Annotated in this window: 26 protein-coding genes and 1 tRNA gene; 15 read left to right on the plus strand and 12 right to left on the minus strand. The window is 36.3% G+C overall.

What is annotated here, in order from left to right; genetic code table 11:
- Positions 1 to 141 precede the first annotated feature (141 nt).
- From LNQ34_RS06430 to rpoN, 3 genes are all read left to right on the plus strand, one after another.
- Entirely contained in the window at positions 142 to 2,508 is a 2,367-nt protein-coding gene (locus LNQ34_RS06430) for an efflux RND transporter permease subunit (protein WP_202702347.1), read from the plus strand.
- A 255-nt stretch (positions 2,509 to 2,763) separates the two neighbouring features.
- Positions 2,764 to 4,212 carry an asparagine--tRNA ligase gene (gene asnS, locus LNQ34_RS06435; protein ID WP_202702346.1) on the plus strand — a complete coding sequence of 483 codons (1,449 nt, stop codon included), beginning with the start codon at positions 2,764 to 2,766 and terminating at the stop codon, positions 4,210 to 4,212.
- 139 nt (positions 4,213 to 4,351) lie between these two features.
- Positions 4,352 to 5,812, plus strand: coding sequence for an RNA polymerase factor sigma-54 (rpoN, locus tag LNQ34_RS06440; protein ID WP_202702345.1), 1,461 nt, complete (start codon positions 4,352 to 4,354; stop codon positions 5,810 to 5,812).
- A 152-nt stretch (positions 5,813 to 5,964) separates the two neighbouring features.
- Here rpoN and LNQ34_RS06445 read toward each other — a convergent pair whose 3' ends face one another.
- Both LNQ34_RS06445 and LNQ34_RS06450 read right to left on the minus strand, forming a co-directional pair.
- Complete coding sequence (locus LNQ34_RS06445; RefSeq protein ID WP_229998991.1) at positions 5,965 to 6,393, minus strand: hypothetical protein; 429 nt, start codon at positions 6,391 to 6,393, stop codon at positions 5,965 to 5,967.
- 34 nt (positions 6,394 to 6,427) lie between these two features.
- A complete protein-coding gene (locus tag LNQ34_RS06450; protein ID WP_017496250.1) occupies positions 6,428 to 7,018 on the minus strand; it encodes a thymidine kinase in 591 nt (196 codons plus the stop codon).
- A gap of 236 nt (positions 7,019 to 7,254) precedes the next feature.
- Between LNQ34_RS06450 and LNQ34_RS06455 the strand changes: the two genes are divergently transcribed.
- From LNQ34_RS06455 to LNQ34_RS06480, 6 genes are all read left to right on the plus strand, one after another.
- Complete coding sequence (locus tag LNQ34_RS06455; RefSeq protein ID WP_229998992.1) at positions 7,255 to 8,394, plus strand: hypothetical protein; 1,140 nt, start codon at positions 7,255 to 7,257, stop codon at positions 8,392 to 8,394.
- A gap of 126 nt (positions 8,395 to 8,520) precedes the next feature.
- Positions 8,521 to 9,243: a 16S rRNA (cytidine(1402)-2'-O)-methyltransferase gene (gene rsmI / locus LNQ34_RS06460; RefSeq protein ID WP_229998993.1), complete on the plus strand. Its 723-nt coding sequence runs from the start codon at positions 8,521 to 8,523 to the stop codon at positions 9,241 to 9,243.
- Positions 9,244 to 9,444: 201 nt separating this feature from the next.
- The gene (locus LNQ34_RS06465; RefSeq protein WP_229998994.1) at positions 9,445 to 9,789 is read left to right on the plus strand and encodes a HopJ type III effector protein; all 345 of its coding nucleotides are present in this window, start codon (positions 9,445 to 9,447) and stop codon (positions 9,787 to 9,789) included.
- 74 nt (positions 9,790 to 9,863) lie between these two features.
- Positions 9,864 to 11,567: a single-stranded-DNA-specific exonuclease RecJ gene (recJ, locus tag LNQ34_RS06470; protein ID WP_229998995.1), complete on the plus strand. Its 1,704-nt coding sequence runs from the start codon at positions 9,864 to 9,866 to the stop codon at positions 11,565 to 11,567.
- Positions 11,554 to 12,837, plus strand: coding sequence for an MFS transporter (locus tag LNQ34_RS06475; protein WP_202702339.1), 1,284 nt, complete (start codon positions 11,554 to 11,556; stop codon positions 12,835 to 12,837). The genes recJ and LNQ34_RS06475 overlap by 14 nt, the downstream gene beginning before the upstream one ends.
- A 203-nt stretch (positions 12,838 to 13,040) precedes the next feature.
- Positions 13,041 to 13,397, plus strand: a complete 357-nt coding sequence (locus LNQ34_RS06480) for a hypothetical protein (protein WP_017496256.1) — start codon at positions 13,041 to 13,043, stop codon at positions 13,395 to 13,397.
- Between the two features lie 42 nt (positions 13,398 to 13,439).
- Here the strand turns inward: LNQ34_RS06480 and LNQ34_RS06485 are convergent, their stop codons facing one another.
- The 4 genes from LNQ34_RS06485 to LNQ34_RS06500 all read right to left on the minus strand — a co-directional run bounded on the left by LNQ34_RS06485 (position 13,440) and on the right by LNQ34_RS06500 (position 15,947).
- Positions 13,440 to 14,183 (minus strand): UDP-2,3-diacylglucosamine diphosphatase, encoded by a 744-nt coding sequence (locus tag LNQ34_RS06485; protein ID WP_202702338.1) that lies wholly within the window; start codon positions 14,181 to 14,183, stop codon positions 13,440 to 13,442.
- Positions 14,184 to 14,397: 214 nt separating this feature from the next.
- A complete protein-coding gene (locus tag LNQ34_RS06490) occupies positions 14,398 to 14,847 on the minus strand; it encodes a 6-pyruvoyl trahydropterin synthase family protein (RefSeq protein ID WP_202702337.1) in 450 nt (149 codons plus the stop codon).
- Between the two features lie 31 nt (positions 14,848 to 14,878).
- Positions 14,879 to 15,055, minus strand: coding sequence for a hypothetical protein (locus LNQ34_RS06495; protein WP_202702336.1), 177 nt, complete (start codon positions 15,053 to 15,055; stop codon positions 14,879 to 14,881).
- A 127-nt stretch (positions 15,056 to 15,182) separates the two neighbouring features.
- Positions 15,183 to 15,947 (minus strand): enoyl-CoA hydratase/isomerase family protein, encoded by a 765-nt coding sequence (locus tag LNQ34_RS06500; protein ID WP_229998996.1) that lies wholly within the window; start codon positions 15,945 to 15,947, stop codon positions 15,183 to 15,185.
- A 286-nt stretch (positions 15,948 to 16,233) separates the two neighbouring features.
- On the opposite strand from LNQ34_RS06500, the gene LNQ34_RS06505 reads away from it, so the two are divergent.
- The 4 genes from LNQ34_RS06505 (at position 16,234) to LNQ34_RS06520 (ending at position 17,331) form a co-directional block, all read left to right on the plus strand.
- Positions 16,234 to 16,307, plus strand: a tRNA-Ala gene (locus LNQ34_RS06505).
- A 59-nt stretch (positions 16,308 to 16,366) separates the two neighbouring features.
- A complete protein-coding gene (locus LNQ34_RS06510) occupies positions 16,367 to 16,615 on the plus strand; it encodes a GIY-YIG nuclease family protein (protein ID WP_229998997.1) in 249 nt (82 codons plus the stop codon).
- A 109-nt stretch (positions 16,616 to 16,724) separates the two neighbouring features.
- Positions 16,725 to 16,973, plus strand: coding sequence for a GIY-YIG nuclease family protein (locus LNQ34_RS06515; protein WP_229998998.1), 249 nt, complete (start codon positions 16,725 to 16,727; stop codon positions 16,971 to 16,973).
- A gap of 109 nt (positions 16,974 to 17,082) precedes the next feature.
- Positions 17,083 to 17,331, plus strand: a complete 249-nt coding sequence (locus tag LNQ34_RS06520) for a GIY-YIG nuclease family protein (protein ID WP_229998999.1) — start codon at positions 17,083 to 17,085, stop codon at positions 17,329 to 17,331.
- Between the two features lie 107 nt (positions 17,332 to 17,438).
- On the opposite strand, the gene LNQ34_RS06525 is transcribed toward LNQ34_RS06520, so the two are convergent.
- On the minus strand, positions 17,439 to 17,615 hold the full coding sequence (locus LNQ34_RS06525) for a hypothetical protein (RefSeq protein WP_202702334.1): 177 nt from the start codon (positions 17,613 to 17,615) through the stop codon (positions 17,439 to 17,441).
- Positions 17,616 to 17,886: 271 nt separating this feature from the next.
- Here LNQ34_RS06525 and LNQ34_RS06530 point away from each other — a divergent pair, with 271 nt between their 5' ends.
- A complete protein-coding gene (locus LNQ34_RS06530) occupies positions 17,887 to 18,267 on the plus strand; it encodes a hypothetical protein (RefSeq protein WP_229999000.1) in 381 nt (126 codons plus the stop codon).
- Positions 18,268 to 18,459: 192 nt separating this feature from the next.
- Positions 18,460 to 18,855 (plus strand): helix-turn-helix domain-containing protein, encoded by a 396-nt coding sequence (locus tag LNQ34_RS06535; protein WP_229999001.1) that lies wholly within the window; start codon positions 18,460 to 18,462, stop codon positions 18,853 to 18,855.
- Between the two features lie 151 nt (positions 18,856 to 19,006).
- On the opposite strand, the gene LNQ34_RS06540 is transcribed toward LNQ34_RS06535, so the two are convergent.
- The 5 genes from LNQ34_RS06540 to mtgA all read right to left on the minus strand — a co-directional run bounded on the left by LNQ34_RS06540 (position 19,007) and on the right by mtgA (position 21,941).
- Positions 19,007 to 19,339 carry a YegP family protein gene (locus LNQ34_RS06540; RefSeq protein ID WP_229999002.1) on the minus strand — a complete coding sequence of 111 codons (333 nt, stop codon included), beginning with the start codon at positions 19,337 to 19,339 and terminating at the stop codon, positions 19,007 to 19,009.
- 48 nt (positions 19,340 to 19,387) lie between these two features.
- Positions 19,388 to 19,525, minus strand: a complete 138-nt coding sequence (locus tag LNQ34_RS06545) for a hypothetical protein (RefSeq protein WP_229999003.1) — start codon at positions 19,523 to 19,525, stop codon at positions 19,388 to 19,390.
- Positions 19,526 to 19,564: 39 nt separating this feature from the next.
- Positions 19,565 to 20,137 carry a PIN domain-containing protein gene (locus LNQ34_RS06550; protein WP_229999004.1) on the minus strand — a complete coding sequence of 191 codons (573 nt, stop codon included), beginning with the start codon at positions 20,135 to 20,137 and terminating at the stop codon, positions 19,565 to 19,567.
- Between the two features lie 87 nt (positions 20,138 to 20,224).
- Entirely contained in the window at positions 20,225 to 21,181 is a 957-nt protein-coding gene (locus tag LNQ34_RS06555; RefSeq protein ID WP_229999005.1) for a lipid A deacylase LpxR family protein, read from the minus strand.
- Positions 21,171 to 21,941, minus strand: coding sequence for a monofunctional biosynthetic peptidoglycan transglycosylase (mtgA, locus tag LNQ34_RS06560; RefSeq protein WP_229999006.1), 771 nt, complete (start codon positions 21,939 to 21,941; stop codon positions 21,171 to 21,173). The genes LNQ34_RS06555 and mtgA overlap by 11 nt, the downstream gene beginning before the upstream one ends.
- Positions 21,942 to 21,954 lie beyond the last annotated feature (13 nt).

The following is a 21,954-nucleotide window of genomic DNA, read 5'->3' on the forward strand; positions in this document are numbered from 1 at the left end:
AACCTAGCGTAGAATGCTACAAATTATCCCATTTTTAGATTGCGGGAACATTCCAATTGTGTTAACAAACCGTAAAAACCAAGCCGAATATTTATGATTTCGAGCACTTTTCACTACATTTGCATCCATTTTACAATTTTTATGAAAAACGCCGTACAAGTTGGATTTTGGGAAAAATTAGCCCGAATCATACTTAAAAATAGAATTTCTATACTCGTTGGGGTCGCTGCCCTGACAATTTTCCTTGGTTACCAATGGAAAAACCTTTCCATGACTTATACCGAAGCAAATTTGCTTCCTAAAAATCATATTGCAAACAAAGACTATCAAAAATTTCTGGATAAATTTGGCGAAGAAGGAAACCTGGTTGTCATTGGTTTTCAGGATAAAAAATTCTTCACGCCAAAAAATTATGCTGCCTGGAATGAATTAATGACGGGGCTTAAAAAATCGAAAGAAGTAGATTTAGTAGTTTCCTTGAACGATTTAAAGAAACTGGAGAAAGATACCGTTAACGAAAAATTTGTTCTCGCTCCGTTCATCGATCAAAGCAAAGCAACAGATCCGGAATATTTAAAAAAGATACAATATGACTTGTTTCATAATTTGCCTTTTTACGAAGGATTGCTTTACAACAAAGAAAGCGGCAGTATCCGTTCGGCAATTTACATCAACAAAGCACTTGTAAACACTGCTGAAAGAAAAACATTTATTCTGGAAAATCTGGTTCCGAAAATTGATAAATTCGAGAAAACCACCGGAATCGATTTACGTGTTTCAGGTATGCCTTACATCAGAACGATCAATGCTGACAATATGAAAGGTGAAATCGGACTTTTTATTGGCGCGGCCTTACTAACGGTTTCTTTGATTTTCTTTTTCTTCTTCCGTTCGTACAGAGCTACCTTTATCTCCATCTGTATTTTGATTGTTGGAGTAATCTGGTCTTTCGGAACTTTAGGATTATTTCATTATAAAATCACGATTCTAACGGCGATCATTCCGCCATTAATTATTGTAATCGGAATTACGAATTGTATTTTCCTGATCAATAAATACCAACAGGAAATCAAACTTCATAATAATCAGGCGAAGGCTTTACAGCGTATCATTTCTAAAATTGGAGTTTCGACTCTAATGACCAATTTAACGACTGCAATAGGTTTTGCAACGTTTATGATTACCGGAAACGATTTGCTTTTTGAATTTGGTTTGGTTACCTCTATCAATGTCATTTCGGTATACCTCCTGACGCTTTTAATTGTACCGATCATCTACAGTTTTATGTCGGTTCCGGGCGAAAAACATTTGTACCATCTCACCAAAACATACATTTCAACCTTATTGGATTTTGTTGAAAATGTGGTAAAAAATAAACGAAAAGTAATCTATATCATTTACGGTTTATTGTTAGCCTTCAGCGTTATTGGAGTGACTCAAATGAAAGTTTCGGGAAGTTTGATTGGTGAAATGCCAAAAAGCGCCTCTTTCTTTAAGGATATTATTTTCTATGAAAAAGAATTTAACGGTGTAATGCCGCTCGAGATTATGATTGATACCAAAAAGAAAAAGGGTGTCATGAAAGCCTCTACCATTCGCAAAATGGATGAATTGCAAAACACCATCACAGAAATGCCTGAATTAGCGAAACCAGTTTCTATTGTAAATTTGGTGAAGTATTCGAAACAGGCTTTCTATAACGGAAATCCGGAATATTATCAATTACCAACATCGCAGGAACAAACTTTTATTTTGTCGTACGCTAAAAATGCTACTAAAAACAGCAAAGAAAATCTGATGAAAGCTTATGTAGATTCAACCGGACAATATGCCCGAATCACTACTTTCATGAAAGATATTGGTACGGATGAAATGGCAAAAGTGGAGAAAAAACTTCACAGCAAGATCGATGAGATTTTCCCGAAAGACCGTTATGAAGTTACCGTAACCGGAAAAGCATTAGTGTTTCAAAAAGGGACCTCTTATTTGGTTGATAATTTAATTGAGTCTTTGATTTTTGCAATACTTGTAATTGCGGTATTGATGCTTTACTTGTTCCGATCGTTCAAAATGGTTTTTGCATCGGTAATCACCAATATTTTACCGCTTTGTATCACCTCGGGACTGATGGGGTATTTTGGCATTCCGTTAAAACCTTCGACGATACTGGTATTTAGCATTGCATTCGGAATCTCAGTTGATAATGCGATTCAGTTTATGGCGAAGTACCATCATGATTTGTTGCAGAATAACGGAAAGGTAAAAAAATCAGTTTTCAGTGCTTTAAGAGAAACCGGAATCAGTACTTTTTACACTTCGGTGGTTTTAATTTTAGGATTTGCCACTTTCACGCTTTCCAGCTTTAGCGGAACCATCGCATTGGGAGGATTAATTTCCTGTACATTGGCCTTTGCAATGTTTGCGAATCTATTGGTTTTACCGGCTTTGGTATTGACTTTTGAGAAGAAAAAAGCTAAGAAAGAGGATTTGGAGAATTTAGAGAGGTAAACACGAATTACACGAATTAACACAGATTAAAACACAATATTGTCATTCCTCGTTCCTCGGAATAACAAAAAAGAGAATAACTGATTTTATAAAAACGATTGCCCTAGCCCTGATAGCAGCGGTATCCTTTTTCTGACTTCTTTAGGCAGAAAAAGATATAGCGGATAGCAGGAAACAGCTTCTAATTTTAATTATTATCGTTTATATTTGCAGTTATTACACAACAAATAATTTAATTTCAATAGTATATATAAAATGAAACACACAAAAGTTAGAGACTTATTAAACAGTACGACGACGTTACAGGAAGTGAATGCAAAAGGATGGGTGAGAGCTTTTAGAAATAATCAGTTCATCGCGCTTAATGACGGTTCTACCATTAATAATATACAATGTGTTGTTGATTTTGAAAATACACCTGATGAAACTTTAAAAAGAATCACTACCGGTGCTGCTATTTCTGTAATTGGTACTTTGATCGAAAGTAAAGGTGCGGGTCAGAAATACGAAATTCAGGTAAACAAACTGGAAATCTTAGGAGATTCGGATGCAGAGAAATTCCCAATACAGCCAAAAAACAAACCTAGTTTAGATTTCTTGCGCGAAAATGCACATTTACGCGTACGTACCAATATGTTTGGTGCTATTATGCGTGTGCGTTCGGTATTGTCTTATGCTGTTCATAAATATTTTCAGGACAAAGGTTTTGTTTACGTAAATACTCCAATTATTACTGGTTCTGATGCTGAAGGTGCAGGAGAAATGTTTAAAGTTACAGCTTTACCTTTTGACAATACCCCAAGAACAGAAGACGGAAAAGTAAACTACAAAGAAGATTTCTTCGAAAAAGAAACCAACTTAACGGTTTCCGGACAATTAGAAGGAGAAACGTATGCAATGGCTTTGGGTCAGATTTATACGTTTGGACCAACTTTTAGAGCTGAAAACTCTAATACTTCCCGTCACCTGGCAGAATTTTGGATGATCGAGCCGGAAGTTGCTTTCAACAATCTGGATGACAACATGGATTTGGCGGAAGATTTTATTCAGTATGTAATTAAATATGCTTTAGACCACTGTCAGGATGATTTGAAATTTTTAGAAGGAAGACTTTTAGACGAAGAGAAATCAAAACCTCAGGCGGAAAGAAGCGAAATGGCTTTGTTAGAGAAACTAAACTTTGTTTTAGAGAACAACTTCAAACGTGTTTCTTATACTGAAGCAATTGACATTTTGAGAGATTCTACTCCAAATAAAAAGAAAAAATTCCAATATCTTATCAACGAATGGGGAGCTGATTTACAGTCGGAACACGAGCGTTATTTAGTAGAGAAACACTTTAAATGTCCGGTAATCTTGTTTGATTATCCGGCAAACATTAAAGCATTTTACATGCGTCTGAACGACAATACTGAACCTGGAAAAGAAACCGTTCGTGCCATGGACATCCTTTTCCCTGGAATTGGAGAAATCGTTGGTGGTTCAGAAAGAGAAGAGCGTTACGACGTTTTGGTTGAAAAAATGAAAGCCTTAGAAATTGACGAAGAAGAATTATCATGGTATTTAGATACCCGAAGATTCGGATCGGCAACTCACGCAGGTTTCGGACTTGGATTTGAGCGTTTGGTATTGTTTGTAACCGGAATGACAAACATCCGTGATGTAATTCCTTTCCCAAGAACTCCCGGGAACGCAGAGTTTTAAAAAAAGGCTCTAAGGTACTGAGATACTGAGGTTCTAAGTTTTTAAAATATAATAAAATTTATTTCAAGTTTCAGGCTTCAGGTTGTGCTCATTTAGGAGAAACTTGAAACCTGAAACTTGAAACTTTTAACAAAAACAAATGCTAAAGCAATTTTTAAATCTAAAATTATCCCAAAAATTATCTCCACAGCAAATTCAGCTGATGAAGTTAATTCAATTGCCTACGCAAGCTTTTGAGCAACGTTTACTGGAAGAAATGAACGAAAATCCGGCCCTCGAAGCCGGTAAAGAAGACGAATACGAAGCCGATGAATTTGCCAATGAAGACTACGACGATTACGATGATGCTGAATCAGACAGAATCGAAGCAGACGACATTAACATTGACGAATACCTAAGCGACGACGACACCCCTGATTACAAAACTCAGGTGAACAATTACAGTGAAGACGAGGAGCGCGAAACTCCTTTTGCTTCGCCAATTAGTTTCCATCAGGATTTAATCAATCAGTTGAATACTTTTATTTTAAATGATGAAGAACGCGAAATCGCTGAATTCCTTGTTGGAAGTATTGATGATATGGGTTACATCCGCAGAAGTGTTCCGGATATTGTAGACGATATGGCTTTTACTCAGGGAATTTACACCGATGAGAAAATGGTCGAAAAAATGCTTCATGTCATTCATGAGCTTGAACCTTCGGGAGTAGGAGCACGTGATTTACAGGAATGCCTGTTACTGCAGTTAAAACATAAAACTCCAACCGAATATATTGATTTAGCGATTGATATCATCGAGAATCAGTTTGATGCTTTTACCAAGAAACATTACGACAAACTTTTACAGAAATACGGTGTTTCAAACGAACAGCTTAAAAAAGCCATTCACGAAATCGAAAGACTGAATCCAAAGCCGGGAGGTTCTTACACCGGAAACAATAAAGTAACAGAGAACGTTGTTCCCGATTTTGCCATTAGAATCGTTGACGGAGAACTGGAACTTACCTTAAACGGACGAAATGCTCCTTCCCTGCACGTTTCTAAAGATTATCAGGAAATGATGCAGACCTATAAAGATTCTCGTGATAAATCATCGGCACAAAAAGATGCTGTTCAGTTCATCAAACAGAAACTAGATTCGGCCAAATGGTTTATCGATGCGATCAGACAGCGTCAGGAAACTCTTTTTGTTACGATGAACGCTATCATGCATTATCAGGAAGAATACTTTCTGGACGGTGACGAAACCAAACTAAAACCAATGATCTTAAAAGACATTGCGGATATGGTTGGTCTTGACATTTCGACGATCTCGCGTGTAGCCAACAGTAAGTATGTTGAAACACCATACGGTACAAAACTGATCAAAGAGTTTTTCTCTGAAGCCATGAAAAATGATCAGGGAGAAGATGTCTCTACTTTAGAAATTAAAAAAATCCTTCAAAATACCATTGAAGAAGAAGATAAAAAGAAACCTTTACCGGACGATCAACTGGCCGAAATCCTGAAAGAGAAAGGATACCCAATTGCCCGAAGAACTATTGCAAAATACCGCGAACAATTAGACATTCCGGTAGCAAGAATGAGGAAGAAAATTTAATTTTCTACTCCTTCTACAATAAAAAAAATCATCTTATAAATAATAAACCTAACAGCTTTTTAAATACTGTTAGGTTTTTTTATACCTCAAAAACAACAAACCCGACAGGTTTTTGAAACCTGTCGGGTTTAATTTGTAGTTTGTTTAAACTATTATTTATACTGACTCGGCGTTATCGTAATCTGAAACAGATAATTTTCTTTTTTATCATCGTAATTATAGATCAGGGTAAAATCATTATCCCGAAAAGCTTTAAGCCCAGGATTTGCTTTAACCGTACTTAGCAGACTTTCTTCTATGTTTCGTTTAATTACTTCAATTTCGGCACTTTCTTTTTCTACATTTAACAAAGTCAGATTGTACTGAACCACTTTATCTTTAGGCAGTGTAACATTATCCAAACGAATCCCTTCCTGAATGGTTAAAGGGCAATTTTCATTGTATTTTGCAACCAGTTCAACCATTCCCTTATCTGTTACAGGCTCTTTAAAAGAACAATACACAATCAAAGCCAGTAATAATGCTGCAATTGCACACACTATTAAAATGGTTAAATTCTTTTTTTTAGTTGGTTGCTGCATCTGTTCGTTTGTTTTTTGTTAAGAAAAGAAAACTTTATTTATCCTGAATCTTTTTCATGGCATTAAAATAGGCTGCGCGGCTCAGTGGCTCATACTCTTCCGTTTCACCAAGCATCACTAACTTATCATTGTCAGTTTTACGAAAACTGTAGTTGGCAAGATTTCCTGTTCGGGTGCAAACCGCATGAACTTTGGTGACATATTCGGCGGTTGCCATAAGTCCCGGCATGGGTCCAAAAGGATTTCCTTTAAAATCCATATCAAGTCCTGCAACTATCACACGAATTCCCTGATTGGCGAGATCGTTACATACTGTCACTATCTCATCATCAAAAAATTGTGCTTCATCAATACCGATCACATCGCAACCTTGCGCTAAAATAGAGATATTGGCAGCCGCCGGAACCGGAGTAGAACGAATTTCATTGGCATCGTGAGACACCACCATTTCGTCATGATAGCGGGTATCAATAGCGGGTTTAAAGATTTCGACTCTTTGTTTGGCAAATTGGGCGCGCTTTAATCTGCGGATTAATTCCTCGGTTTTACCCGAAAACATTGATCCACAAATAACTTCAATCCAACCAAATTGTTCTTTGTGATTTACTGTATTTTCGAGAAACATTTTGTATTTTTCTACCTTTAAAAATGAATAGTTTTTATTACTTTGTACTGGTAATAAATCGACGTGAAAAATCGCAATTTTTCACTTTTTCAAAAGTAGAAAATTTTTATCAAATCGAAGATTCGCAAACGCGTATTAACAGAAATAAAAAAATATCTTTCAGATTTCGGCGACGAATGAAGACATTCAAATACAAAATATACTAAAATACCCTATTCACTATAATTTCAACAGTTATGAAAAAAAAATTGGAAGCCGATTTAATCAGCATTGCTCATCGAATTTTAAAGCTCAAAAACAAATCCGATATCAATCAATTGTATCTTGAAACGCAGAAATTATATGAAAAACTAGCGGTTTTAAAATTTGTAGATGAAAATTTCGACACTCTGAAGCCTACCATTGGCCACAGCGAAATGCATTCTGAAATTGAAGCTATCTTTGAAAAAGAAGAAATAATTCCAAATGAAGTTGAAACTGAAACTCCAATAATCGTTGAAGAAATAGTAGCTGAAGAAACATTAGAGCCAATAATTGCTGAAGAAATTACTGCTGAGTCTGCAAAAGAAACAGATCCTGATCCTGAAACTTCTGAAGAAGCAATTGGCGAACCCTCGGAAGATATAAATCCGGAGCCTGAGATTTTTGAAGAAATAACAACGGAAATTCCTGAAGAAACAACTGCCGAACCAATTGTTGAAACCATTGCCGAACCAGTCGCGGAAATCGCGGAGCAACCAATTGTTGAAGAAGCTGAAGAACCAATTTCAGAAACGGCAAAAGAACCGGAAACTGTAGCAGAACTTTCGTTTACAACTGTTAGTAACTCTAAACCGATTCCTGATTTTATTCCAGCTTTTGAACTGGATAAATCAGAAGAGGTACAAGAAGAAAAGAAACCGAAAAAAGAGGAGCCAAAAGCAGAAAGCCCATCAAAACCGGAGCCTGTTCACATTTCTTTTGAAGAGATATTAGGCGTAAACTATGCCGATGCGCATTTTGTAAAAGTAGACAGTTTCGAAGCGGTTTCTCCTACTCCAACACCAACACCGTCAATCAATGAGTTCAAAGAGCAAAAAACAGTTGAAACAACTGTATTAGAAACTCCTGCTGAACCTAAAGCTGCCACTCTAAATGAAAAACTGGCAAAAGGTTTTCACATTGATTTAAACGACCGAATTGCTTTCACTAAAAATCTTTTTGGAAACAGTTCAGAAGATTACAGCCGCGTTTTAAATCAATTACTGACTTTTGACACTTACGGTGAAGCAAAAGAATTTATTGAGGATATGGTAAAACCAGATTACAACAACTGGGATGGAAAAGATGATTACGCCGAACGTTTCTTAGGAATTGTAGAAAAGAAATTTTCATAAAAACTAAAACACAAATTACACGAATTAGCACGAACCTTTTGTTTGTAAAATTCCTAAAGACACTTAAAATTTGTGTCAATTAGTGAAATTCGTGTCCAATAACTCCATTTAGAATTCAGAAAAATTATGTCTAAACTATATATCGTTCCCACGCCAATTGGTAATCTTGAAGACATGACTTTTCGTGCCATTCGGATTCTGAAAGAAGTCGATTTGATTTTGGCTGAAGACACCCGAACCAGTGGCAAACTGTTGAAGCATTTTGAGATTGGTACGCACATGCACAGTCATCACATGCACAACGAGCATAAAACAACCGAAAATTTAATTGCACGTCTGAAGGCGGGTGAAAATATCGCCCTGATTTCAGACGCAGGAACTCCTGCTATTTCAGATCCCGGTTTTTTACTCACACGTGCCTGTGTCGAAAATAAAATTGAAGTGGAGTGCCTTCCCGGAGCTACAGCTTTTGTTCCGGCCTTAGTCAATAGCGGATTACCCAATGACAAATTTGTCTTCGAAGGTTTTTTACCTGACAAAAAAGGACGTCAAACTCGTTTTCTGACTTTAGCCGAGGAGACCCGAACCATGATTTTATATGTTTCGCCACATAAACTGGTCAAAACTTTAGCCGAATTCATTCAGTATTTCGGAGAAGACAGACAAGTTTGCGTCTCCAGGGAATTATCAAAACTGCATGAAGAAAATGTACGCGGAACGGCTAAGGAAGTTTTAACACATTTTGAAAAAACAGCACCACGCGGCGAAATTGTCGTGGTGGTTGCAGGAAAAACAGTAGAAAAAGAAACGAAGAAAAGTAAATATTCTAAGGATGATGAAGAAGAATAAAAACCCGTTCTCGACTTCGCTCGAACGGACAACGAGACTCGACTTCGCTCGAACGGACAACCAGACTCGACTTCGCTCGAACGGACAACGAGACTCGACTTCGCTCGAACGGACAACCAGACTCGACTTCGCTCGAACTGACACTCGGCTTCGGTCGAACAGACAACAAGATTATATATAAAATAGCAAAGCATAAACATCATGAGCATACAAGCCTTTTTAGAAAAAGTAAAACAAACTCCAAACGAAATAACATTCCCGGAAACGATTGCAGTAATTGAAGAAAACTACAACTTCACTCCAACTGCTTTCCAAAACGGAACACAACATAATGCTGCCGGAGAAAATTCCGGTTCCTGCAAATTATTCTCTTTCGCAAAACTGCAAAACTTAACTAAAGACGAAACTTTGGCCTGTTTTGGAGCTTTCTATTTCGAGGAAGTTTTGGGCGATCCCAACGGAACTAACCATCAAAACATTAGAAACTTCATCAATTTAGGCTGGGACGGAATTCAGTTTGAAGGAAATGCTTTAGAGCAAAAATAACTATCTAAGATTTTTGATTGTTGATTTCAGAGATCAGCAATCTAAAATCAACCATCTAAAATCTAAAATCAACCATGCGTTGGACCATAAAACCAAAACCTTCTGAAGAAAAAATCAAGCATTTAGCACAAGCTTTAAATGTAGAAGATTTTGTCGCAACACTTTTGATTCAGCGTGGCATAGAGACTTTTGATCAGGCAAAAGATTTCTTTCGTCCACAATTAGACCAGCTTCACGATCCATTTTTGATGAAAGACATGGACAAAGCGGTTTCAAGAATAGAACTGGCGATTAAAAATCAGGAAAACATTTTGGTTTTTGGTGATTATGATGTCGATGGAACAACGGCTGTTTCTTTGGTTTCTTCCTATTTGAAATCACATTATCTCAATATTGCGACTTACATTCCGGATCGTTACGATGAGGGTTACGGAATTTCTTTTAAAGGAATTGACTTTGCCGACGATAACGGATTTTCATTAATCATTGCTCTCGACTGTGGCATAAAATCGATTGATCATATCGCTTACGCAAAAGAAAAGAACATTGATTTTATCATCTGCGATCACCACAGACCCGGAGATTCTCTTCCGGACGCTGTCGCCATTTTAGACCCTAAAAGAGACGATTGCTCTTATCCTTATGATGAGCTGTGTGGCTGTGGTGTTGGTTTTAAACTCATTCAGGCTTTAGGAACAAACAGAAACGAAACCATACACGATCTCGTTCCCTACCTTGATCTAGTTGCCACAGCAATTGCTGCAGATATTGTACCTATAACAGGTGAAAACAGAATCCTGGCTTTTTATGGCCTACAGGTTATCAACTCCGATCCAAGACCCGGAATCAAGGCTTTGGTGCATCAGGTAAAAAAGAAAACATTAGACATAACCGATGTTGTTTTTATCATCTCTCCGCGAATAAATGCAGCGGGAAGAATCAAACATGGCAATCATGCTGTAGAATTACTCACAGAGTTTAATTTTGAGCAGGCTCAGCAGTTTGCTTCAGAAATTGAGCAATACAATGCAGACCGAAAAGATCTGGACAAAAAAATTACAAAAGAAGCTTTTCAGCAAATTGCAGCAAACAACGAACAAGATCGATTTTCAACGGTTGTTTTTCAGGAAGACTGGCACAAAGGTGTCATCGGAATTGTGGCTTCAAGATTAATCGAGACTTACTATCGCCCTACTTTGGTTTTTACCAAAAGCGGAGACAAATATGCGGCATCAGCAAGATCCGTAAAAGGATTTGACGTTTATAATGCGCTTGATGCCTGTTCTGAACATCTGGAACAATTTGGAGGGCACATGTACGCCGCAGGAATGACCCTGAAAGCCGAAAATTATAAAACCTTTAAAGAAGCTTTCGAAACACAAGTTTCTGCAACCATACTTCCGGAAATGCGAACGCCGGAAATAGAAATTGACGCTGAAATAAATTTCAGCGACATCACTCCAAAACTAATCCGTATCCTAAAACAATTCGAACCTTTTGGCCCCCAGAACATGACGCCGGTTTTTATGACTTCGGATATAAAAGACACGGGCTATGCCAAAACTTTAGGTGCTGAAGAGGAACATTTGAGGCTTTTTGTAAAGCAACATAATTCAGATGGAATCGCCGCAATAGGTTTTGGTCTTGGAAAAAAATTAGATCTCGCAAAAAATCAAAACCCATTTCAGCTGGCTTATTCTCTGGCTGAAAATGAATGGAACGGAACCGTTTCCAACCAACTTATGCTTAAAGACATCAGAACAAATGGAAAAAAATAATTCAAACAAACCTGATCCGTATCAGGCATTGCGTTACAGAGAATTCAACATATTTTTAATATTGCGTTTTGCGATGGTTTTTGCCTGGGCAATGCAGTTTATTGTAATTGAATGGGAAGTTTACAGCATCACTAAAAATCCGCTATCGCTTGGAATTATTGGCTTAATGGAAGTCATACCGGCTGTTTCAATGGCACTATTTGCCGGACACATTGTCGATCAAAGAGAAAAGAAAGGATTATTGGTAAAATGTATACTGGGCTTTTCGGTAATCAGTTTCGGATTATTTCTGGTCACCTGGCCAAGAGTTGTTGGCGGTTTATCTTCAAATGTAATTTTATACTCCATTTATATCTTAGTCTTTTTGGGCGGATTAGTCCGAGCTTTCCTTGGACCGACTATTTTTTCTCTTTTATCCTTGATAATTCCTAAAAAAGCATATCCAAATGCCGCAACCTGGAGTAGTACAGTTTGGCAAATTGGTGCTGTATTAGGCCCTGCCGTTGCCGGTTTTTCAATCAATTGGATTGGAGTTCACTGGTCGATGTGTCTTGTTTTCGGATTCTCTGTACTTTCCTTAATTGCCTTATCACAAATCAGCAAAAAACCTATTATAAACCCAAAGATTGGAGAATCAATAAAAGATAGTCTTACCGAAGGTTTAACGTTTGTATTCAGAAACCAAATTGTATTAGGAGCTTTATCACTGGATATGATTGCAGTACTTTTTGGAGGTGCCGTAGCTTTATTACCCATTTTTGCTCAGGATATTCTAAAAGTTGGCTCAGAAGGATTTGGCATTTTAAGAGCCGCTCCTGCAGTGGGTTCTTTTATAACAATGCTTGTTTCGGCTTACGTACCTCTCTATAAAAACGCAGGAAAAAAACTTTTGATTGCCATATTCGTTTTCGGATTATCGATCATCTTATTTGGCTTTTCTACCTATTTCTGGCTTTCTGTTTTTGCTTTATTTTTAAGCGGACTTGCCGATGGAATTTCGGTCGTAATCCGTCAAACGATTTTACAGCTTAAAACTCCGGATCATATGCGCGGACGCGTGGGTGCAGTAAACTCTATTTTTGTTGGATCTTCTAACGAGCTGGGAGCCTTTGAGAGTGGTGCAACTGCCAAATTAATGGGAACGGTAACTTCAGTAATTTTTGGGGGTAGTGTCACACTTCTAACGGTTTTAGGCTTTGGACTGATCTCTCCTACTTTTAGGAATCTGGATCTTCAAAAAGACATGGACGACCATCATAATATGGAATAAAACATTCCATATTTAATTTTTCAAATTCCAAAATTTCAGTAAAAGTGGTTTAAACGTCCTAAACATTATGTGCTTTTTGACTTAGACAGAAAACCAAATTCGCATATATAACTTATGCGTTTAAAAAAAACATTTTTTTAAGACTTTTTTATTTAGAACAAATATAAATAATATCTATATTTGTTGAAATAAAAGAATCTGTAATGAGAGAAATAGAACAATTATATCATAATAATTTTGGAATCGCCTTTTATTGGAAAAAGGAAAACGAAACCATCACCGACAAAGTACAATTGGTTTTTAAAGAAACCGGATTTTATTTCACGGTTCAGGAACTGAATTATTTTTGTGATTTAATTGAGGACAGTATGATTGAAAATGCGTGTTGTGAGGCTTGCGAACTAAAAAACTCCTGTCATAAATTCCTGCTCAAAACTCCTTGCGCTGCAATAGATTTGGCGGTTTCTATCAAAGAATTAAAATCAATCAAAGACTTAGTTGAAGGTTCTTTATTCCGAATCGAACTGGATGAATATGTTTACGGAGTTGGCTTAAACTAAAAAAACGCTCAAAATCATTCGTTTATAACAAAAACAAAGTGATTATTTCTCGAATTTTTTAAGTTCAAAGTTTTCACCGTCAAATACGCCATAGGTAAAATAGCCAATCCAGTCGCCTAAATTCACATAATTGGAATCTTCTCCAACCGGAAGAACCATCGGTAAATGGCGATGGCCAAAAATAAAATAATTGTAGTGTTTGGTCTCCAGTTTACGTTTGGCGTATAAAACCAGCCATTCGTTTTCTTCTCCCAGGAATTTTACATCTTCATCCCCTGAAATCAATTTGTTTTTAACGGATAAATACTGTGCCAGACTTACCCCTACATCGGGATGAAGCCAACGAAAAAGCCATTTTGAAAACGGGTTAGTAAAGACCTTTTTCATACGTTTATACCCTTTATCACCTGGTCCTTTTCCGTCACCGTGACCAATTAAAAAGGTCTTTCCATTAAAAGTAAACTCCTTGTTATCATGGTAAACCGGAATATTTAATTCGGTTTCAAAATAATCATCCATCCATAAATCATGATTTCCCACGAAAAAATAAACAGGAATTCCGCTATCACGAATTTCAGCCAGTTTCCCTAAAATACGAACAAATCCTTTTGGTACAACCGTTTTGTATTCGAACCAAAAATCAAACAAATCCCCCAGTAAAAAAATAGCTTCTGCATCTTCTTTCACCTCATCCAGCCAGGCCACAAATTTCTTTTCACGTGGCAAACTCAACTCTTGCGTTGGTGCTCCGAAGTGCTGATCTGAAGCAAAATATACTTTTTTCATTTAGATTATTAGATTGTTGGACTTCTTAGATGTTGGATTTCTTAGATGTTGGACTTCTTAGATGTTAGACTTCTTAGATGTTGGACTTCTTAGATGTTGGACTTCCTAGATGTTAGACTTCCTAGATGTTAGACTTCCTAGATGTTTTAAATTGTCAGATCGCTTGACTTTCGACTTTTGACTTTTGACTTTTGACTTTCGACTTTCGACTAAATTAATTATCTGAAGCGTACCATTCGGCAAACGAAGATTCCGTTTCCTGAAGTTTAAGGGAAAAAAGGGAAATCTCCTTAGGTAACCGTGCTATAATTCTGTCGGCAAAATCAACTACCATGTTTTCACTTGTAGGCTGATAATCTACCAGAATTACATGATGACCACGATTCTTCAATTCATTTGCCAATTCGACATGTGGTGTTGTTTGATTAAAAACCGTCGCATGATCAAACTGATCGACGATTTCTTCCTTTACAATTTTCTTTAGATCCGAAAAATCAATTACCATCCCGAATTTCACATTCGATCGGTCTGTAATTGGCGAACCAATAACCGTTACCGATAATTTATAACTGTGTCCATGAACGTTCTTGCATTTCCCGTCGTAACCGTACAAAGCATGTCCGGTTTCGAAACTAAATTGTTTTGTAATTCTGATATTACTCATCGATTTGAATTTTAGGTTGCAAATTTACAAATTAATAACCGTTCTCGTCTCTTTTTTTAGCTCTGTTATACATCCAATATGCAATTCCGACTAAAACAACGAAAGGAATAAAGGATCCGATCACCACTCCTATCTGATAACTGCCGTCCGGAGCAGCCTTAATTTTCTCTGCAACATCAACTTGCTGCAACAACGAAATAATCCTCATCTTGATTTATTTTTTATGTTTCACTTCAAAAACATTTCAAATTTATGCCTGTCTGACGCTGCATCCAATGACAAATATCATAATACAAAATCTCTAAAAGGAATCAGATAAAATTTTAGGATTCCCGCTATTTCTTAAACTGCTCTAAAGCATTTCTGCTAAAGTCCGACAAAACTAATTTTCCTGTTATAGAGGCACGCTCGACAAGTAAAGATTCCCAATGTTCGGTTCCTTCCCAAATAATTTTCTTCATTTCGTACAAAGCTTCAGGATTATACAGACTTAATTGTTGAGCAAAATCTGCCACCGCCACATCTAAATTTTCAAGAGTATGAATCTCTGTGAACAATTTATTCTCTAATGCCCATGTTGCCGATTTCCATGCATGTGCTGCCAAGGTCATTTCGGCCATTGCAGCTTTTCCAATCTTACGCGAAACAGCAGGTTCTATCACAAACGGCCCAATTCCGATGGCCAACTCCGACAATTTCACGGCACTTTCAGGAGTCGCAAAAACATAATCACAAGCCGAAATAATTCCGACACCGCCACCAACTGCTTTTCCCTGAACACGAGCCACAATAATTTTAGAACAATTTCGCATCGCGTTCAGCAAATGAGCAAAACCAGAGAAAAAGTGTGCTCCCTGTTGTTCATTTTTCACTGCTAGCAACTCGTCAAAAGAAGCACCTGAACAAAAAACTTTAGTCCCTAAACTTTGTAAAACAATAACCGAAACGGCTTTATTCTGACTTAGAGTATTAATTTCGGAAGTTAAACGATCTAATAATTGTCTTGGAAAAGAATTGCTGGCCGGATGCCCAAATTCAACTGTTGCAACAGCATTATGGTAAGTAGTCTGTAAAGAACCTTCAAGTTTTTCTGCACTCATAAAAATAAATTTGATCGTAAAGTTACGGTTTTGAAAAATATTTTCATCGGAAGTGATTTGAAATTTGCTTTTTGAAAATTAATTGACTTAATTTGCTCTCGTATTTGGGAAATTAGCTCATTTGGCTAGAGTATCCCGATGAAAAATCGGGAGGGTGATAGTTCGAATCTGATATTCTCCACCAAACAAATCACACGGGGGATTAGCTCATTTGGCTAGAGCGTCCCGATGAAAAATCGGGAGGGTGATGGTTCGAATCTGATATTCTCCACCAAACAAATCACACGGGGGATTAGCTCATTTGGCTAGAGCGCTACGCTGGCAGCGTAGAGGTGATCGGTTCGAATCCGATATTCTCCACTAAAGTTTTTATAAAAAATACCCAAACTTACGTTTGGGTATTTTTGTTTATAGCCATTATGTTCTACACTTATATCATATACTCAAAAGCACTTGACAAATATTATATCGGTTCCTGTCAGGATGTTGAAAAACGACTTCAGGATCATTTAAACAGCAGAAGTAGCTACACAAAAGTTACTAAAGACTGGGAACTAAAATATTATGAAACTTTTCCAACCAGAAGTGAAGCCTGCAAAAGAGAATTACAAATCAAGAAGATGAAAAGCCGAAAATATATTGAAACTCTAATTAAAACAAAAGGCTAGAGTATCCCGATGCATCGGGAAGGTGACCGGTTCGAATCCGATATTCTCCACTAAAGTTTTTATAAAAAATACCCAAACTTACGTTTGGGTATTTTTGTTTATAGCCATTATGTTCTACACTTATATCATATACTCAAAAGCGCTTGACAAATATTATATCGGTTCCTGTCAGGATGTTGAAAAACGACTTCAGGATCATTTAAACAGCAGAAGTAGCTACACAAAAGTTACTAAAGACTGGGAACTAAAATATTATGAAACTTTTCCAACCAGAAGTGAAGCCTGTAAAAGAGAATTACAAATCAAGAAGATGAAAAGCCGAAAATATATCGAAACCATAATTGAAACAAAAGGCTAGAGTATCCCGATGCATCGGGAAGGTGATCGGTTCGAATCCGATATTCTCCACTAAAGTTTTTATAAAAAATACCCAAACGTAAGTTTGGGTATTTTTGTTTATAGCCATTATGTTCTACACTTATATCATATACTCAAAAGCGCTTGACAATTATTATATCGGTTCCTGTCAGGATGTTGAAAAACGACTTCAGGATCATTTAAACAGCAGAAGTAGCTACACAAAAGTTACTAAAGACTGGGAACTAAAATATTATGAAACTTTTCCAACCAGAAGTGAAGCCTGCAAAAGAGAATTACAAATCAAGAAAATGAAAAGCCGAAAATATATTGAAACTCTAATTAAAACAAAAGGCTAGAGTATCCCGATGCATCGGGAAGGTGACCGGTTCGAATCCGGTATTCTCCACAAAAAAACCGTATTACTTCATTGGAATACGGTTTTTTTATTTTGAAAGAAAATTTCTTACTGTTCATTCGCAGAATCTTCGGCATCTACTCTATCTTTTTTAGCCTTTTTAAAATCATTATTTAAGAGATCTGTCAGTTTCTTTTTCTCTCTTTGATTCTTTCTGACTGTAAATACGATCACGATGATTACAACAAGCACTACGGCTCCTATTACTATCCAATTGATTTCCATAACTTTAATTTTGAGTTAAAAATAAAAATTTAGAAGCTTTGTAACATTACCAAAAAGTTAAACCTTAACTTAAAAAAATCCGGAATCGAAAAAATTGCTCGCGAAAAAACAATCTCCTTACAATTCACTCCATTAAGTTAGAAAGATTTGTTTTAATATTTTCATAAAAACTTAGGTTGTACCCATAAATAAAAGTTAAATGTATCAAAAGAAGAGAGTTCGGAATTGTTTTTGTTAAACTTATCGAATACAACTTTTAAACGCCAAAAAAATGAAGAATTTAATTTTACTCCTAAGCCTTATTTTTATTACTTCTTGTTCGTCAAGCGACGAAAACACCCAGGGTATTTTCCATTCTCCTTCCTGGATACAAGGAAGCTGGAAGGATAATACAACCGGAGCGATCCTTACTTTTACCAAAAATGACATCAAATACAATTCTGACGGAAATACCTATTCTTTCAGTAAAAATCAAATTAGGATATCCTCCAACCAAATCATCCCGCAACAAATAGCTAAAACTGATAATCTCTATATTGTAGACTTTGGTCAGGGGCTTGAAGGATCATTAATCCGATTTAACTTTTTCAGAAAGACAGATAATACAATAGAGTCAAAAGGACATTTACCCGGGAATTATACCAAGTTATAAATTCAAATAGAGCAAACAAAAACAGAAAAGATCCCTTTTGTGTTAAAAAAAATGTATGAAAAATTGTATTTTTGCTTCAAACAAAATCCCTTAGTCATAAAACCTCAAATGGATTAGAATGTATAATACTAGAACAACCTTGTTTTCTACCAAAAGTAATTTTGTAAAAGTTTTTTTAAATATCTTTGAATTATGAGCACAACAACAAAACCAAATCATATTGGACGAAAAATTAGTCGTATTCGTGAATTACGAGATATGAAACAGGAAGCACTGGCACAGGCTTTAGGTACAAGCCAGCAAACGATATCAACCATAGAAAACAGCGAAACTATAGACGACGAAAAACTAGCTGAAATAGCAAAAGCACTTGGTGTAACTGCCGAAGCCATAAAAAGTTTTTCAGAGGAAAATATGATTACTTATTTTAATACTTTCAACGATAGTCACGGAAATTTTGGAAAATTTGAAAGTGGCTCCATTTGCAACTTTAACCCACTTGATAAAGTTGTGGAACTTTATGAGCGTTTGGTTTTAGCCGAAAAAGATAAAGTTGAGTATTTAGAGAAATTATTAAAGAATAAATAATTCTTACGTAAACATTAAAATTGAAAAAGCCATTCTACTTAGAATGGCTTTTTCAATTTTAATAGAGAATTACTTTGTAGATATGTTTAAATACGAACTAATTGGATAATTCCAAAATAAAATTTTACATCAAAGATACTAATCTATTTTTTTAAGAGGTTTGGTCATCAATAATAGCATCCGGGGCATTTACTTTGACAGAAGCTATTCCAGAATCTCTGGCAGATGTAGTTTCATACATCTCACTTGACCCAATAATTTGACCATTTGACGCTCGCAAATTAAAATAAGGTCTTCCATTTGAAGACTCTCTTCTATCAAATCTACTATCATCTTGTGAATTAATCCTAACAGACTCTACTCCATTTAAGCAAGCAGCTTTGGTAGTATAACCTTCGCTTGTTAATATTACTTGACCATTACCTGCCCTTAAATTAAATTGAAATTCACCGTTTGTTCGTTTTGTAATAACAAATTTGCCCATTTTTATGTAACTAGTTTATATTTAGTAAAGACTTCGATTTCAAGGTAATTATTCTACTTGAGCTTTAAATTTCCAAAACTCATCATAATGTTTTAAGTCTTCAATTACTCTTTCTTCCTCTTTAATCAATGCTTCCGTAACTTCAATACCTGCCTTTTCTAAAGCTACAGATATTCTTTCTGTCAAATCTACAACATTATATCCTGTTTGTTTATGAAAATCTTTTTACAAAAAAGTGAGATTATTTATATAAGTGTTATCTCGTCCAACCAATATAATATCTTCATGAATATTTGCTAAAATTATTTCCCAGTTAATTTCATCTCCCAATGAAAACTTACTTGATGTAGGAGGATTTCCAATATTTTTTCTTTTAACGGCCTTGCTTATAATTTCATCCGTAGTAAAATAGACTTTATCCTTTTTTAAAGATTCATTTACAAATTCCTTAAAATAATTTGCAATAGGATCTTTAGCTGAGTTTTTTAAAATTTCTGAAATACTCAAACTTACAATCTTTTGCTGCGCACTATACTGCTTTTGAATATCAACTAATTTTTTAAATTCGGGTAAATTCTGAAGATATGAACTTGAAAAATTATCGATTTTAGATTCTATTTGGAATCTTTCCTGTACACTTTTTATAACACCTTCTCTACTTCTTTCAAATTCTTGTATTATTTGATCCGTTAAAATAAACTGATCTATATTCTCAATTAGAGTACTAAAAATATGTATCGATGCACCATTAGAGCGGTAGAAATCTAAAAATATATTTGTATCAATAAGTATCTTCATATGCTTTATTTTAATATTTGCTCAAAAAAACTTTGATTCAAAAATAGATAATTATTCCTACAAAAAAATGTTCTAATAAAATTTTCCTCATTTCAACAAATACCCAAATCGAATCGACCCGTAAAAGTAACCCGCATTGGTATTGGTATTCGGATCGTTTAATTCTCTGCCCCGATAGATAAACGAGTACGACATATTGAAGTTGTTGTGTCGGTATTTTAGCCCTGCCTCGGCATTGAAACGAAGGGGTTCCAAGTCAAACGTTAGCGGACTGGTGTTGCTAAACATACTGCCTTCGATGGTAGCGTCGTAAAACTGGTAATTGACACTTGGCATTGCGTAAAAGTAAAACTCACGGATATTGTATTGCCGAGTATTGCTTACCGAGGCATCGTGTAAATTGGAATCATAAACCGGGAGTAGTTTTTTGAAACCAATTCTAGTCAGTAAACCTGTTGAAACACCTGTGAAGATTGTCCCTACATTGGCTTCCGACTGAAAGTGAAGATCGACAAAATCATTGTGCTTTGCAGGAAACAATTTCTTCGAATACATTACATGCATCTGAATGGCGAATGCGTTGCGCAGCTGGTTTTCCCAACCATACACCGTTTTGTACCCAATAAGATGATGGAAACTTTCCTGAGTTTCTCTTCCCATGGCATTAGGGCCCATAAAACCAAGTTGAAAATCGGTCTTTAAAACGGATTCGCTTTTATAGAAAAAACTTCGTCCTGCTTCGGCAAAAAGATAACCTGTGAAGGGACGGTCGTTGATCGTAACGGCCGCTTCATTTATAAATCTCGGATTATAGATATACTGCCCAATACGAAATTCAGTGATTTTCTTGCTGATTTTTTCGTTATTGTTCTTCGACAAAAAACGATAAAAAAGCTCCAGGCCATTGGTATAATACATATCGTTTTTAGACGAAGTATACAAATCGTTATCTGTAATTAAACCTATTTCTGTCGTTTTCGCCTGTCCAAAACTCAAAACCGTCGTCAATAACAGGAATCCGAGAAAGCTTTTTTTATTCTGCATTGTAATTTATTTTCCCAACCGAGCGCATTTCACGAACAATTCGTTCTTTTCTACGGTTGATATAACTGGAAGATCCTGTTGCTTTAAATTTTCTTGGGTTTGGCAAAATGGCTGCAATTCCGGCTGCCTGCATAGGTGTTAAACTTGAAGCATCACGTCGGTACCAATGTTCGGTAGCGGCATAAGCTCCGTACACTCCATCTCCCATTTCGATGCTGTTCAGGTAAACCTCCATAATACGTTCTTTGCCCCAAATGAGTTCAATTAAAACGGTGAAATAAGCTTCTAAACCTTTACGGAAATAACTTTTCCCCTGCCATAAAAAGACATTTTTAGCGGTTTGCTGCGAGATGGTACTTCCGCCACGAATACGACGTCCGCGCTCGTTGCTTTTATAGGCTTTTTGAAGTGCTTTAAAATCGAAACCATTATGTTTTAGAAAAGTTCCGTCTTCACTGGCAATAACCGCTTTTTGCAAATTCATTGAGATCTTATCGATAGGTTCCCAGTCATGATCAAAATAGACTTCTTTACCAGCCGTTTTATTTTCGATTGCCCGAATGATCATTAAAGGGGTAAAAGGTACAGGCACATATTTAAAAAACACAACAGACGCAATCGAGATTCCGAAGAACCATAAAAATAATTTGATGAAAAACCACTTTACTTTTTCGCCAAAAGAGCGATTGCCTTTCTTTGGTGCCGGTTTTGGTTTACTGGCGGTTGTTTTTTTTGGTGCCGGTTTTTTGGGTGCTGCCATTATATTAAATCTG

The sequence above is a fragment of the Flavobacterium lipolyticum genome (assembly GCF_020905335.1).
GTDB classification, from domain to species: domain Bacteria; phylum Bacteroidota; class Bacteroidia; order Flavobacteriales; family Flavobacteriaceae; genus Flavobacterium; species Flavobacterium lipolyticum.

Excerpts from the sequence above, each read along its gene's own strand:
- LNQ34_RS06520 (WP_229998999.1), top strand. The coding sequence starts at position 17,083 with ATGTTCTACACTTATATCATATACTCAAAAGCGCTTGACAATTATTAT.
- LNQ34_RS06490 (WP_202702337.1), bottom strand. The coding sequence starts at position 14,847 with ATGAGTAATATCAGAATTACAAAACAATTTAGTTTCGAAACCGGACAT.
- LNQ34_RS06510 (WP_229998997.1), top strand. The coding sequence starts at position 16,367 with ATGTTCTACACTTATATCATATACTCAAAAGCACTTGACAAATATTAT.
- LNQ34_RS06445 (WP_229998991.1), bottom strand. The coding sequence starts at position 6,393 with ATGCAGCAACCAACTAAAAAAAAGAATTTAACCATTTTAATAGTGTGT.
- LNQ34_RS06430 (WP_202702347.1), top strand. The coding sequence starts at position 142 with ATGAAAAACGCCGTACAAGTTGGATTTTGGGAAAAATTAGCCCGAATC.
- LNQ34_RS06555 (WP_229999005.1), bottom strand. The coding sequence starts at position 21,181 with ATGCAGAATAAAAAAAGCTTTCTCGGATTCCTGTTATTGACGACGGTT.
- LNQ34_RS06480 (WP_017496256.1), top strand. The coding sequence starts at position 13,041 with ATGAGAGAAATAGAACAATTATATCATAATAATTTTGGAATCGCCTTT.
- rpoN (WP_202702345.1), top strand. The coding sequence starts at position 4,352 with ATGCTAAAGCAATTTTTAAATCTAAAATTATCCCAAAAATTATCTCCA.
- LNQ34_RS06540 (WP_229999002.1), bottom strand. The coding sequence starts at position 19,339 with ATGGGCAAATTTGTTATTACAAAACGAACAAACGGTGAATTTCAATTT.
- mtgA (WP_229999006.1), bottom strand. The coding sequence starts at position 21,941 with ATGGCAGCACCCAAAAAACCGGCACCAAAAAAAACAACCGCCAGTAAA.
- LNQ34_RS06450 (WP_017496250.1), bottom strand. The coding sequence starts at position 7,018 with ATGTTTCTCGAAAATACAGTAAATCACAAAGAACAATTTGGTTGGATT.
- LNQ34_RS06535 (WP_229999001.1), top strand. The coding sequence starts at position 18,460 with ATGAGCACAACAACAAAACCAAATCATATTGGACGAAAAATTAGTCGT.
- asnS (WP_202702346.1), top strand. The coding sequence starts at position 2,764 with ATGAAACACACAAAAGTTAGAGACTTATTAAACAGTACGACGACGTTA.
- LNQ34_RS06500 (WP_229998996.1), bottom strand. The coding sequence starts at position 15,947 with ATGAGTGCAGAAAAACTTGAAGGTTCTTTACAGACTACTTACCATAAT.
- LNQ34_RS06515 (WP_229998998.1), top strand. The coding sequence starts at position 16,725 with ATGTTCTACACTTATATCATATACTCAAAAGCGCTTGACAAATATTAT.
- LNQ34_RS06530 (WP_229999000.1), top strand. The coding sequence starts at position 17,887 with ATGAAGAATTTAATTTTACTCCTAAGCCTTATTTTTATTACTTCTTGT.
- recJ (WP_229998995.1), top strand. The coding sequence starts at position 9,864 with ATGCGTTGGACCATAAAACCAAAACCTTCTGAAGAAAAAATCAAGCAT.
- LNQ34_RS06525 (WP_202702334.1), bottom strand. The coding sequence starts at position 17,615 with ATGGAAATCAATTGGATAGTAATAGGAGCCGTAGTGCTTGTTGTAATC.
- LNQ34_RS06475 (WP_202702339.1), top strand. The coding sequence starts at position 11,554 with ATGGAAAAAAATAATTCAAACAAACCTGATCCGTATCAGGCATTGCGT.
- LNQ34_RS06495 (WP_202702336.1), bottom strand. The coding sequence starts at position 15,055 with ATGAGGATTATTTCGTTGTTGCAGCAAGTTGATGTTGCAGAGAAAATT.
- LNQ34_RS06550 (WP_229999004.1), bottom strand. The coding sequence starts at position 20,137 with ATGAAGATACTTATTGATACAAATATATTTTTAGATTTCTACCGCTCT.
- LNQ34_RS06485 (WP_202702338.1), bottom strand. The coding sequence starts at position 14,183 with ATGAAAAAAGTATATTTTGCTTCAGATCAGCACTTCGGAGCACCAACG.
- rsmI (WP_229998993.1), top strand. The coding sequence starts at position 8,521 with ATGTCTAAACTATATATCGTTCCCACGCCAATTGGTAATCTTGAAGAC.
- LNQ34_RS06465 (WP_229998994.1), top strand. The coding sequence starts at position 9,445 with ATGAGCATACAAGCCTTTTTAGAAAAAGTAAAACAAACTCCAAACGAA.
- LNQ34_RS06455 (WP_229998992.1), top strand. The coding sequence starts at position 7,255 with ATGAAAAAAAAATTGGAAGCCGATTTAATCAGCATTGCTCATCGAATT.